Origin of the sequence: Halorhabdus sp. BNX81 (genome assembly GCF_029229925.1) — an archaeon.
GTDB lineage: Archaea > Halobacteriota > Halobacteria > Halobacteriales > Haloarculaceae > Halorhabdus.
In genome coordinates, this window is record NZ_CP107254.1 from 419,552 (window position 1) to 432,244 (window position 12,693).

12 protein-coding genes are annotated in these 12,693 nt (G+C 65.3%); 7 read left to right on the forward strand and 5 right to left on the reverse strand.

Translation table 11 applies throughout. The annotated features are described in order from the left end of the window. The first annotated feature begins 7 nt into the window (after positions 1-7). Entirely contained in the window at positions 8-1,729 is a 1,722-nt protein-coding gene (locus HBNXHr_RS02060) for a radical SAM protein (protein ID WP_275882965.1), read from the forward strand. A gap of 5 nt (positions 1,730-1,734) precedes the next feature. Here HBNXHr_RS02060 and HBNXHr_RS02065 read toward each other — a convergent pair whose 3' ends face one another. Continuing rightward, positions 1,735-2,937 (reverse strand): MFS transporter, encoded by a 1,203-nt coding sequence (locus HBNXHr_RS02065; protein ID WP_275882966.1) that lies wholly within the window; start codon positions 2,935-2,937, stop codon positions 1,735-1,737. Positions 2,938-3,130: 193 nt separating this feature from the next. Between HBNXHr_RS02065 and HBNXHr_RS02070 the strand changes: the two genes are divergently transcribed. The 4 genes from HBNXHr_RS02070 (at position 3,131) to HBNXHr_RS02085 (ending at position 8,381) form a co-directional block, all read left to right on the forward strand. After that, complete coding sequence (locus HBNXHr_RS02070; RefSeq protein WP_275882967.1) at positions 3,131-4,954, forward strand: flippase-like domain-containing protein; 1,824 nt, start codon at positions 3,131-3,133, stop codon at positions 4,952-4,954. A 314-nt stretch (positions 4,955-5,268) separates the two neighbouring features. Beyond that, positions 5,269-6,240 (forward strand): transcription initiation factor IIB, encoded by a 972-nt coding sequence (locus HBNXHr_RS02075; RefSeq protein WP_275739021.1) that lies wholly within the window; start codon positions 5,269-5,271, stop codon positions 6,238-6,240. A 111-nt stretch (positions 6,241-6,351) separates the two neighbouring features. Further along, positions 6,352-7,245 (forward strand): methyl-accepting chemotaxis protein, encoded by an 894-nt coding sequence (locus HBNXHr_RS02080; protein ID WP_275882968.1) that lies wholly within the window; start codon positions 6,352-6,354, stop codon positions 7,243-7,245. A gap of 101 nt (positions 7,246-7,346) precedes the next feature. Beyond that, a complete protein-coding gene (locus HBNXHr_RS02085) occupies positions 7,347-8,381 on the forward strand; it encodes a site-specific DNA-methyltransferase (protein WP_275882969.1) in 1,035 nt (344 codons plus the stop codon). 21 nt (positions 8,382-8,402) lie between these two features. On the opposite strand, the gene HBNXHr_RS02090 is transcribed toward HBNXHr_RS02085, so the two are convergent. Both HBNXHr_RS02090 and HBNXHr_RS02095 read right to left on the reverse strand, forming a co-directional pair. Continuing rightward, positions 8,403-8,741, reverse strand: a complete 339-nt coding sequence (locus HBNXHr_RS02090; RefSeq protein ID WP_275882970.1) for a hypothetical protein — start codon at positions 8,739-8,741, stop codon at positions 8,403-8,405. A 7-nt stretch (positions 8,742-8,748) separates the two neighbouring features. Beyond that, a complete protein-coding gene (locus HBNXHr_RS02095; protein WP_275739025.1) occupies positions 8,749-9,102 on the reverse strand; it encodes a helix-turn-helix domain-containing protein in 354 nt (117 codons plus the stop codon). Between the two features lie 177 nt (positions 9,103-9,279). Between HBNXHr_RS02095 and HBNXHr_RS02100 the strand changes: the two genes are divergently transcribed. Then, positions 9,280-9,954 (forward strand): type I 3-dehydroquinate dehydratase, encoded by a 675-nt coding sequence (locus tag HBNXHr_RS02100; protein WP_275882971.1) that lies wholly within the window; start codon positions 9,280-9,282, stop codon positions 9,952-9,954. A gap of 55 nt (positions 9,955-10,009) precedes the next feature. After that, complete coding sequence (locus tag HBNXHr_RS02105; RefSeq protein ID WP_275882972.1) at positions 10,010-10,474, forward strand: zinc ribbon domain-containing protein; 465 nt, start codon at positions 10,010-10,012, stop codon at positions 10,472-10,474. 47 nt (positions 10,475-10,521) lie between these two features. On the opposite strand, the gene HBNXHr_RS02110 is transcribed toward HBNXHr_RS02105, so the two are convergent. Together HBNXHr_RS02110 and HBNXHr_RS02115 are read right to left on the reverse strand one after the other, a co-directional pair. After that, the gene (locus tag HBNXHr_RS02110) at positions 10,522-11,685 is read right to left on the reverse strand and encodes a 3-dehydroquinate synthase II (protein ID WP_275882973.1); all 1,164 of its coding nucleotides are present in this window, start codon (positions 11,683-11,685) and stop codon (positions 10,522-10,524) included. 99 nt (positions 11,686-11,784) lie between these two features. Further along, a complete protein-coding gene (locus tag HBNXHr_RS02115) occupies positions 11,785-12,579 on the reverse strand; it encodes a 2-amino-3,7-dideoxy-D-threo-hept-6-ulosonate synthase (RefSeq protein ID WP_275739029.1) in 795 nt (264 codons plus the stop codon). Positions 12,580-12,693: the final 114 nt, after the last annotated feature.

The following is a 12,693-nucleotide window of genomic DNA, read 5'->3' on the forward strand; positions in this document are numbered from 1 at the left end:
AATTCCGATGACTGACCCCGCGGCTCTCACTGTCACGATCGTCGATGGCTACGTCGACGAACCGGCACACTTCGGGGTGCCACCATACATCTCCACGTATCCTCGCTACGTCGCCGGCGCGCTGGTCGATGCAGGCGTTCCCCACGAGTCGATCACCTATCACACGATCGACGGTCTCCGCGAGGAAAATTGCCGCTGGCAGGCGGTCGAAGAAGCCGATCTGACGGTCTACGTCGGCGGGATGACCGTCCCCGGTAACTACGTCGGCGGGACGCCGGCCGAACCCGACGAAGTTCGGCGGATCGCCTGGACGGCCGACGGGACGACCATTTTGGGCGGCCCGGTCCGGTTCGGTGTCGGTGACGAAAACGAGGGGGCGAGCGAACCCGAACGCGACGATCTGGACTTCGACTTTCTGGCCGGTGCGGACATCGAGGCGGCCGTTTTCGATCTCGTCGAGAATGGCCTGGAAGGATTCGAGCCCCGCTATCGCACGATGGCCGAATCCTCACGCTGGGCGCGTGAGGGGGCGTTTATCGTCGAACAGCATCCCAACCACCCCGAGTATCTCATCTGCGAGATCGAGACCGGGCGCGGGTGTGCCTACCGGTGTTCGTTCTGTACCGAACCGCTCTATGGCGACGCTTCCTTCCGGGAACCGAACGCGATCATCAGCGAGGTCGACGCACTTTCCGACCACGGGGTCGTGAACTTTCGGCTTGGCCGGCAGGCCGACATCCTCGCGTACGGCGGCGACGGCGAAGCCCCGAACCCAGACGCCCTCCGGAAGTTGTACGGTGGCATCCGCGAGGTCGCGCCCGATCTGGAGACGCTGCATCTCGACAATATGAACCCGATCACGGTCGTGAAGTGGCCTGAAAAGGCCCGCGAGGGTATCCGGATCATCGCCGAGCACAACACGCCCGGCGACACCGCGGCCTTCGGCGTCGAGTCGGCCGATCCCGCCGTACAAAGTGACAACAACCTCAACGTCACCGCCGACGAGGCCTTCGAAGCGGTCCGGATCGTCAACGAGGAAGGGGGGTTTCGACCGGGAGCACGGAGCGAAGCGCCCGGAACCGGGCCGTCGACGGCTGCAGACGCCCGCGGCCTGCCGAAGCTCCTGCCCGGGATCAACTTCGTCCACGGGTTGAAAGGCGAGACAGCGGAGACGTTCGAACACAACAAGCGGTTCCTCGAGCGGATTCTCGACGAGGGACTCATGATCCGGCGGGTCAACATTCGCCAGGTCATGGCGTTCCCGGGGACCGAGATGGACGAGACGGGTGCCGAGATCGCGCAGGACCACAGTGAGTTATTCCAGCAGTACAAACGCGAGGTCCGCGAGGAGATCGACAACCCCATGCTCCAGCGGGTCGCACCCCCGGGGACGGTTCTCGAAGACGTGCATCTCGAATACCACCAGGACGGCAAGACCTTCGGCCGGCAGTTGGGAACCTACCCCCTGCTCGTTGGCATTCCGGGCGAACGCCCGCTCGGGAAGACGATCGACGTGGCGATCACCGACCACGGGTATCGCTCTGTGACGGGTGTGCCCCACCCACTCGACCTCAACGCGGCGTCGATGGACGAACTCCAGGCGTTGCCCGGGATCGGGTCACAGACTGCGGGGAACATCATCGTCGGACGGCCCTACGACGCACCGCCGGCCATCGAGGGTGTCGACTTCGAGGCGTTCACCACGATCGGACGTGAGTCGCCGCGTTAGCCTGCCTACTCCTCGAAGAACACGAGCGTGAGCACCACGATGACCGCCATCAGCCCGGCAAGCAGGAAGTAGCCTTCGTCGAAGTAACCCCGTTCGGCGATCACACCGAACAGGACGGGTCCCGCTGCGCCCAGCGTCGCCGCCGTGGTCCGAACGACGCCCAGTCCGGTCCCGCGGGCTGCATCCGAAAACGCCTCCGAGAGGAACGATTGCGTGATCGCCCCCGAGCCAAGCATCGTGCTCACGAGGGCCGTGATCACGACGATCGCCGCGAGGCTGTCGACGACCGGGAGCAATCCCAGTCCGATGATCGGCCCGATGAAGACGGCGACCAGCGATCGGCGCGGCCCGATCCGATCGTAGGCGGCACCCGCGGCCGGCTTTACGACGACGCCGAAGGCAAAAAACAGGCTAAAGAGGAGCCCGGCGGTCGTCTCCGAGAGTGGTTTCTGCTCGGCGAGATACGTCGGATAGAGCCCGGTGAACGACTGCCAGACGAGGATGTACAGAAAGAGGATAAAGGCGAAAAAGAGGATGTTGCCCTCCCGGAGGTCGGCGAGCAGTTCCCGCAGGGTTTCGCCGGCAGACGCCTCGCTGGGCTCCGTCGAGCCGGTCTGGCCCGGGAGGACGACCACGAGAACCAGCGAGGCAACGACCAGGCCCGGGACCATCATGCCGAGGCCCGCCTGCCAGGCGACCGCGGCGGCCACCGCGCCGGCGAGCGGGGGAAAGACTGTCTGTCCGAGGTCGCCCGTCGCCATCGTCACGCCGAGCGCGCTGCCGATCCGGTCCGGGTACATGTCGGTGAGGATCGTGATCCGCGCGATCGGATACAGCGACTGCCCGACGCCGACGAGGGCAGTGGCGGCGAAGAGGATACCGGCCGTCGGGGCGGCCACGACCAGCGAGACGCCCAGGGCGGCGACCAGCGTCCCGGCGGCCATCACGCTTCGCTCGCTGAAGCGATCCGCGAGCATGCCGCTGGGCAGTTGCCCGAGCGCGGAGCCCAGCCAGAGGACCGTCACCAGCAACCCGGCGACCGAAAGCGGGAGGCCGAAGTCGTCCCGGAGGGTCGGCAGGAGGACGGGATAGATCATCCGTGTCCCGAGCAGCAACCCCCACGTGCCCGCAATGGCTCCGAGTGGGGGGCCTCTGCCCTCGCTCCAGAGTATCTTTGCCTCCCGGCCGATCGACATGAGCGGGTTCATCGCGACGCCATCACCTGTCGCTCGTTCACGGCTTTTCCGTCGGGCGTCGTCGTACCTGTGTGTTCTGTTTCCGCGCCGGCGAGTCCGTGTGTCACGAACACACGGGCGGCCGGTCGTGATCGCCATGGACCACGCCCTGGACCGGTCGTGGGTAACAGAAGGTTCTTGGTAACTCGCGGCCGTGTATGTATCAATGAATCGGGCAGTCGAGGTCAGCGTCGTGCTCCCCGCGTACGACGAGGCCGAGACCATCGAGGGGACCGTCAGCGCGACGCTCGATCGGCTGGCGGCGTTTCTCCCCGCGGGCTCCTTCGAGGTGATCGTCGCCGAGGACGGGTGTTCCGATCGCACACCCGAGATCGCGGCGCGACTGGCGCGTGAGGACGACCGGATTCGGCACGTCCACAGCGACGAACGCCTCGGTCGCGGCGGTGCGCTGGAGTACGCCTTCCGACAGGCCGACGGTGACACACTCGTCTACTTCGATACCGATCTGGCGACGGACATGGCCCACCTCGAAAAACTGGTCGAGAGCGTCCGAACGGCGGGCTACGACGTAGCGACGGGCTCGCGGATGCTCCCGGACAGCGACGCCGACCGGCCGGCCAAACGCGGCGTGCCGAGCCGGGGATACAACGCCCTCGTTCGGTTGGTCCTCCGATCTGACCTGGCTGATCACCAGTGTGGCTTCAAAGCCTTCAGTCGGGAGGCGTTCGAGGAACTGGCCAACGCAGTCGAGGACGACCACTGGTTCTGGGACACGGAGATGCTCGTCCGCGCCCAGCGCCGCGGACTTGACGTGAATGAGTTTCCCGTCGACTGGACGCCGAAAGGCGACTCGAAGGTCGATCTCGTCCGGGACGTCCTGGGGATGGGGGGCCAGATCCTCCGGACGTTCTGGCAGCTTTCCGTAAGCCCACGGATCACCCGCACTCGGAGTATGGTCGCCGCGAGCGGCCTGATCATGCTCGCGCTCGCGCTTATGACGGTGTATCTCGATCCCTCCGCCGATGTTCTCGAAGAGATGCAACGTGGTGACCCCATGTTGATCGGGACCGCCGCGCTCGTGTATCTCAGTTCCTGGCCGCTTCGGGGCTATCGGTATCGGGACATTCTTGCCGAGTTGGGCTATGATTCCGATGTCGGGTTTCTGACGGGTGCGGTCTTCATCAGCCAGACCGGCAACCTCGTGTTTCCGGCGCGACTCGGTGACGGCGTCCGGGCGTACGTCATGAAGGCCCGCCGGTCGGTCCCCTATTCATCGGGGTTTGCCTCCCTCGCCGTCGAGCGTGTCTTTGATCTTCTGACGATTGCGGCCCTTGCCGGCGTCGTGCTCGTCGGATTTGCAGCGTTTGATCCCTCGGCACTTGCGGATCTCATTGCGGCGCTGACTAGCGGACGCGAGAGTGGACGGCGGGGCGTGGTGGTGGCGGCCGCTGTGGGCCTTCTCGCGATCGGCGTGACTGCGTTGACCGTCCTGACGGCCCGTTCGGATCGGAATCTCGTTCGGGGGACGCTCGATAGACTCAGCGACGACGCCTACGCCGGGTACGTCGCCGGTGTCATCGAGGACTTTACCGGTGACGTCCAGACTGTCGCCGCGAACCCGACCGCGTTCGGCCGTGTTGCCGCCTCAAGTGTCCTCATCTGGACGATCGATGTCGTGACCGCGATTGTCGTTTTCGCTGCCTTCGACGTCCCATCCTCTTTGGGGATGCTCGTTGTCGTGAGTTTCTTCGCAGTCAGTGTCGGCAATCTTGCGAAGGTTCTCCCGCTGTCGCCCGGCGGTATCGGGCTCTATGAGGGTGTTTTCTCGGTCTTCGTCCTCGCCTTTATCCCGACAGTCACCTGGGAACTCGCACTCGCGGTCGCAGTCGTGGATCACGCCGTCAAGAATATCGTTACGGTTGCCGGTGGATCTGTCTCAATGGCCTGGCTCAACGTCTCGCTGACGACGGCCGTCGAGGAGAGTGCCGACGCCGAGGACAGCATCGACGCGGTCGCGGCGCAAGACTGAATCCGGTGGCCCTGGCCGAGGCCGACGGGCCAGGGCCGGGAGTGATGACCCGGGGGGGACATGATCGCCACTGTCGACCGACTCGCCACCCCCGCCCACTCATTTATTCGTTCCGGTGACTCTTCCCTGAGAGCTACTATCATGTACTTTAATGGCTGTGTGAACCGTCACCAAATACCGGCTTCGACCGCTCGGGCGCCAGGAATCCGTCGACCACCGAAACACTTTAATAAGTTTCGGACTAACCCCTGTTCACCGAACGACTACCCGGGTTTTTCCGGCGACGTGCCCGGCTAGCTTCCGCCTTCAGACCCATGAGCGAGACAAACACCAGAACCCGACTCGATCAGTCGACGAACGTAGCTGAAGACGAAGAGGAGACCGAAGATGTCAACTGCCCCGAGTGTGGCGGGAACCTCATCTCCGACACCGAACGCGGCGAGACCGTCTGCCAGGGCTGTGGACTCGTCGTCGAAGAGGACGAGATCGATCCCGGTCCCGAATGGCGTGCTTTCGACGCCAAGGAGAAGGACCAGAAGTCCCGCGTCGGTGCGCCGACGACGAACATGATGCACGACAAGGGGCTGTCGACCAACATCGACTGGCGCGACAAGGACGCCTACGGAAACTCGCTGGGCTCCCGGCAGCGCGAGAAGATGCAGCGCCTCCGGAAGTGGAACGAGCGCTTCCGGACGCGTGACTCCAAGGAGCGCAACCTCAAGCAGGCACTCGGCGAGATCGACCGGATGGCCTCGGCGCTTGGGCTCCCGGAGAACGTCCGGGAGACCGCGTCGGTCATCTATCGGCGGGCGCTCGACGAGGATCTGCTTCCCGGTCGATCGATCGAGGGCGTTTCGACGGCCTCGGTGTACGCCGCCGCCCGCCAGGCCGGTGTCCCGCGGAGCCTCGACGAACTCACCGACGTCTCCCGGGTCGAGAAAGACGAGATCGCCCGCACGTATCGCTACGTCGTCCGGGAACTCGGCCTCGAAGTCCGCCCCGCCGATCCCGAGAGCTACGTGCCCCGATTCACCTCGGATCTCGAACTCTCAGAGGAGGCCGAACGGCGTGCGCGGGAACTGCTCGCCAACGCCAAAGAGGAGGGCGTTCACTCCGGAAAGAGCCCCGTCGGGCTCGCCGCGGCCGCGATCTACGCCGCCTCGCTGTTGACCAACGAGAAGACCACCCAGGCTGCCGTCAGCGAGGTTGCGGACATCTCCGAAGTCACGATCCGGAACCGCTATCACGAACTGCTGGAAGCCGAGCAGTCGATCCCGGCCGCCTGATTTTTCGCCGTCGCCGATCAGCCGCTTCGCCCGACTGCCGACCGCGAGGGCTATCAGACCTGATAACCGAAGAGTCACGTTTAATCCGCCGGCCACACCGAACTACAGTATATGGCTTCAGAATCAGAGGGTCAACTGGACTCGGCTGCCGAGGCCGGTGGCTCGGCCTCGACAGCGGAGATCGGCGACGCGATCGACGAACTGCTGCGGACATCCGAGAACGTCTCCCGGAGTTCCCAGCAGATCAGCGAACTCGCACACGAACAGTCCGAGAACATGCAGGAGGTCGCCGGCGAGGTCTCGAACCTCTCGGCGACGGTCGAGGAAGTCGCCTCCAGCGCCAACGAAGTCAAGGCCGTCAGCCAGCAGGCCAGCCAACTCGCCGATCAGGGGCGGGACGTGGCCGACGACGCCATCGACGCCATGGAAGGTGTCGACGAGGCCAACGAGGAGGTCTCGACCGATGTCGAACAGTTGCGCGATCGCATCGACGAGATCGACGAGATCGTCGAGGTCATCAACGACATCGCCGACCAGACCAACATGCTCGCACTGAACGCGTCGATCGAGGCCGCGCGTGCCGGTGAAGCAGGCGAAGGGTTCGCCGTCGTCGCCGACGAGGTCAAGAGTCTCGCCGAGGAGTCCCAGCAGAACGCCACCGAAATCGAAGAGATGGTCGCCGACATCAAGGCCGAGACCGACTCGACCGTCGAGAGCATCGGTGAGGCCAACGACCAGGTCGAGGAAGGGATCGAACAGGTCGACGAGACGGTCGATATCCTCAAGAAGATCGACCAGGCCGTCACCGAGGCCGCCGAAGGGGCCCAGGAGGTCGCCGAGGCGACCGACGACCAGGCTGCAAGCACCGAGGAGGTCGCCTCGATGGTCGATCGGACCGCCGAGACCGCCGAGGAAGTCGCCGACGAGATCGAGGATATCGCCGCCGCCAACGAACAGCAGGCGGCGAAGGTCAACGAACTCGAATCGCTGCTCGACCACAGCTGAAGCCGTTTCGCACCGTTGGTGGACTCTTTCCGTGCACCTCCCGGTTGTTTCCCTGCCCCCCGGATCACAACCCACGTTAGGCTCCGGGTCGAGGCACGAGTATGAAAACCGACCACGCCGTGGTGACGGACGACGCCCGTACACTGGCGTTGCCCGCGGATTCGGTCGACCTCGTGGTCACCTCGCCGCCCTACCCCATGATCGAGATGTGGGACGACATCTTTGCCGCGCTCGACCCCGCAATCGGCGACGCGCTCGACGCAGACGACGGCCAGCGCGCCTTCGAGGCGATGCACGACGTGCTCGATACTGTCTGGGCACAACTCGATCGCGTCCTCGTCGACGGTGGGATCGCCGCGATCAACGTCGGCGACGCCACGCGAACGCTCGACCGATTCCGGCAGTACCCAAACGCCGGCGAGATCACTCGCCGGATGGTCGATTACGGGTTCGATCCGCTCCCCGATATCGTCTGGCGCAAGCCAGCCAATAGCGGCGCGAAGTTCATGGGCTCGGGGATGGTGCCGCCTAACGCCTACCCCACGCTCGAACACGAGTCGATCCTGCTCTTTCGAAACGGCCCACGCCGGTCGTTTCCGCCGGGTGACCAAACCCGTTACGAGAGCGCTTATTTCTGGGAGGAGCGCAACCGATGGTTCTCGGATCTCTGGGAGATAACCGGCACGGCCCAGGGTCTCGACGCCGGACTCCGCGAACGTTCGGGGGCGTTCCCTGTCGAGGTTCCCCTTCGTTTGATCCGGATGTTCTCAGTTTACGGCGACACCGTCCTCGATCCCTTCTGGGGGACCGGCACGACGACGCTCGCGGCGATGCTCGCCGGCCGGGAGTCCGTGGGCTACGAACGCGACGCCGACCTCCGGGCGGCCTTCGACGACCGCATCGAGGGCCTGCCCGACCGGTCCCGCCAGCGGGCGACCCGACGGCTCGAGCGACACCGCGAGTGGGTCAACGAGCGCCAGGACTCGGGCGAGGACCTGGGCTACGAGAACGACCACTACGACACGCCGGTCCGGACGAAACAGGAGCGCCAGCTCCGGCTGTACGCCGTCGAGTCGGTCGCGGAGACGGCGGAGGGGTATTCGGTGAGGCACACGCCGATCGAGAACCTGGAGTAAGCGCAACGACCAGACCGCTTCTCAACCGTCGGGTGCGGGCATGTACTGATGGAGCGATTCGATGGCTTCCCGGACGAGCGACTGTGACAGCAACCCCTGCTGGTCGTCCAGGTCACGCTCTTTGATCGTGGTCACGTACCAGGGTGAGATGTACGCTCGCGTTTTCGATCCACCCTGGATCCACGCGTCGTCAGGGACGGGGATCCCTTCCGGATGTTGCTGGGTCGTCATGCCGACGACGATAGATTCGACGCTTCCGAACGGATGAGACGAGTCACTGACGATCAGCCACGGACGGTACGCCGGATCGGATTTGTGTGGTGCTGGCCCCCACCAGACTTCCCCCTGCACGTAGCTCATTGTCCACTCACTCGTCGTCCGAATCGACGCCGGGGCCCCACTCGTCGGGATCCTCTGCACCGAGCCGATCCGAGGCTGCTCGCGCGGTCGACATCGCACTCAGCGTCTTCTCGACATCGGCCTCCTCGGTGATCGCCCAGTAATCGCCCCGGTGTCGGACGAGCCCACGCTCCTCGAGACGGGAGAGGACGACCCCGACGCTCCCCCGCTTGACGTCGGTCGCCTCGTGGATCTCCTTCGGCGTGTACGCCTGCTCCGGGGACGACGCCAGAAACGAAAGGATCGCCTCCGCGTTTGTCGGTCCGCCGGCCCGGAGTTCTCCGGGTGGACTCTCCTCGAACCGTTTGATGTTGATCGGCATACCGTAACGTACGTAATCGATTGTAATAGCTGTAATGGTGGCGACGGTGGCGTGTCTCCCGTGGTCCGGTCGGTCCTGCTAACTTGTTGCCGGCGACGTTCGCTGATTTGGATCAGCGGACCATCTCAGCGCTGTCCGAGGCGGGGTGCTTTTGCCCCGCGGCCACCGACGCCCGGTATGCACTTCGACTCGTTCCGCCTGGCGGCCGCGACGGCTGACCTCGGCGAGGAACCGGCCGCCCGCGAGCACGCCGATCTGGTCGAGTTCCGGATGGACATGGCCGGAGAGCCGCTCACACAACTCTCGAACTACGACGGCGAGCTGCCGCTGCTCGTGACCAATCGCCCCGAGTGGGAGGGTGGCGAGGCCGCGGACGCCGGTCGCCTCGCCGCGCTCGAAGCGGCCGTCACCGACGACGCCGTCGCGGCCGTCGACGTCGAACTCGCGACCGCGCGTGAGGGTGACGCCGACGCATTGATCGAGACCGCCCGTGAGCACGAGGTTCGCGTGATCGTCTCCACGCACGACTTCGAGGCGACGCCGCCGATGGGCGACCTTCAGGAGATGTTGCGTGAAGCTGCGCAATTCGGCGACGTGGGCAAACTCGCCGTCACCGCCGAGACGCCCGACGACGTGCTGGACCTGCTGGTGGCGACGCGGGCGGCCACCGTCGAAGGCCACACCGTGGCGACGATGGCGATGGGCGAGGCCGGCCGCCACTCCCGGGCGGTCGCCCCGCTGTATGGCTCCCGGATCGGCTACGCGCCGGTCGACCCCGACGCGGCGACCGCCCCTGGGCAGTACGATCTCGCGACGCTCGCCGATCTCGTCGCCGAACTCGATAGCCAGTGAGTGCCACGAGAGGGCTTAGTCAGGTTTACGTCCGGTCGACCATACAGTCAAGGCAGTGACTGAGACTGCGTCGGCAAGGCGCCCGTGGCTGGCGATCGCGCTGTCGGTGGTATTCCCGGGATTGGGCCACGTCTACCTGCGGGAGTGGATCCGGACGGGGCTGTGGCTCGTCCTCCTGTTCGCCACCGCCTGGCTGGTGATCCCGCCGGAGATCATCCCTCAGGAGACCTCCTACGACGCGATCATGCAGGCCAGCCGGAACATCCCCCGAAACGCGTCCCTGCTGATCGTCGGCCTTCGCGTTCTCAACGTGATCGACGCGTACGTCCTCGCGCGCCAGAGTACCCGTGAGGAGGCCATCGAGTCCGGCCGGCAGTGTCCCGAATGTGGCCACGATCTGGCCGACGAAGACGACGACCTCACGTTCTGCCCGTGGTGTGCGACGGAACTCCAAGACACGGACGAGGCGGAATCGGATTCGAACGCGGCGGAGCGCTCGGATGCGGATATCGAGAGATAGGTCCGGTCCCGCCGGAGAGACGACCAACGCCAAGAGACGGAGAATCGCTATTTCTCGATGATGCTCTCCTCGACGGCCTCGCCGAAGTGCCGGGCCGTGTCCTCGTGGTAGACCAGCACCTCGTCGCCGACTTCCAGGTCCGTCACGGCGATCCGGCCGTCCGGCGTGGCGACCTTGATCGTCTCGGCGTTCTGCAGTAGCGTCTCGATCCGGTCGCCCCCCGCTGTTTCGGCCTGAATCCGGAACATCGGGCGCTTCTCGATCTTCGCCCGACCGACGATCGCCTCGCGGGTATTGCCATCCCGATCGACGACCTGTACCTCGTCGCCGCTCGCGAGTTCCGAGAGGTACGTCGTTTCGCCACCCGGCGTCCGGGCGTAGGCATGGACCGCGCCGGCGTTGACCCGGAAGGGCCGGGAGGCGACGTACGGCGACTCGGCGGTCTCGGCGTGGACGAAAAAGAGGCCACGGGCCATCGAGCCCACCAGCATCCCCTCGTCGTGATCCATGATCGATCCCGTATCCACACAGACCCGGTCGGCCGAGCCGGTCTGTTCGATCGCCGTGATCTCGGCGTACTCCAGGTCGAGGGTCTCCCGACCGACGGCGTCCCGCACCTCGACGGTTTCCCGAATTTCGTCGGGGTTGTCGGTGTCCAGCAGGACGGCGTCGGCACCGATCTCCAGGGTCTCGTACGCCGTCCGGGCGTCCTCGGCGGTCTGAACACCGGCGATCAGTTCCGTCTCCTCGCCGACCCGGGCGATGAGATTCTCTAAGGGAATGATCTGCCAGTCGTCGGCGACGACCATCGTGTAGTCGGCGGCCTCGGCGACTGCCTCGGCGAAGGCCTCGTAGTCCTCGTCGAAGATGCGGACGTATCCCCCGTTTGCCCCGCCGCTGCGGAGCGCCGAGAGATCGGCCGATCCCGAGAAATCAGAGGGGAGCCCGACCGTGCCGTCGCCCTCGCCGTCCTTGCCGACGATCACTGCGTCGGCGGTCGACTCGGCCGTCCCCTCGGCGTCCATGACGTGGACGTCGTCGCCGGCGAAGGCGGCGACGTTGATGTCTCCGAGCTCGCGGACGCGTTCGACGTCGTGTTCGTCGACGAGTACCCAGTCGACGCCGGCTTCGAGGCCGGCGGTGATGCGTCGCTTGCGCGCTTCCCAGTCGCCGACGGCGTCGTCGGCCTTGAGCCAGACGGAGCGTGTCATGTGTCCACGCTCGCTCCGGGCCGGCTTGAACGTGGCGGATTCGACGGTCCGGCTCGCTCGAACCTGTTTCAGGACAGTCTCCCGGCTGCAGACACGCTTTCAAGCGTCGACGCTGAGGCCGGCGGTTTCGACCGCTTCGTCGACCCTGGCATCGTCGTGAACGACCGCCGAGATGGCGCGAGTGATCGCCTCGGGATCTTCGTGCTGGAAGATCGACCGCCCCATCGAGATACCGGCCGCGCCCCCGTCAATCGCGCCGCGAACCATTTCCAGGGTCTCTTTGTCGGTTCCTTTCGAGCCACCCGCGATGACGACTGGCTTGGCCGATGCGGCGGCGACCCGTTCAAAGGAGTCCGCGTCGCCGCTGTAGGCCGTTTTGATCACGTCGGCACCGACTTCCTCGGCGAGCCGAACGGCGTGAGCCAGGGAATCGGGATCCGACTCGTCGATGCCGTCGCCGCGGGCGTAGGCCATCGCGAGCACGGGCATCCCGAGACGATCGGCCTCGCTCGTCACTTCGGCGAGCTGGGTGAGCTGGTCGGGCTCGTATTCGCTGCCGACGTTGATATGAAAGGAGACGGCGTCGGCCCCGGCCCGAACGGCGTCCTCGACGGTTCCAGTCTTGCGTTTGTCTTCCTCGTCGGGACCGATCGTCGTCGAGCCGTTGAGATGGACGATGTAGCCCGCGCCGTTCAGGTTGCCGTGGACGCGGTCGGCGACGCCTTTCTGGGTCAGGACGGCGTCGGCCCCACCGCGCGTGATCCCTTCGACGGTCGATTCGAGATCTTCGAGCCCTGTTACAGGCCCCATCGTCAGGCCATGGTCCATCGGAACGACGAGATATCGGCCCCCTGTACCAATGCGTGTCAGGCGTGCGTCTTTCCCGGCAGTCATTGTGTGATGCTGTGGCAAGTGACGGTAATGGGCGTTCCGGTCCCGGCGTCCGCGAACGGCTATCGCGATTTATCTTTCAATACAACAAGATTTATTAGATGGCGTCTGACCACA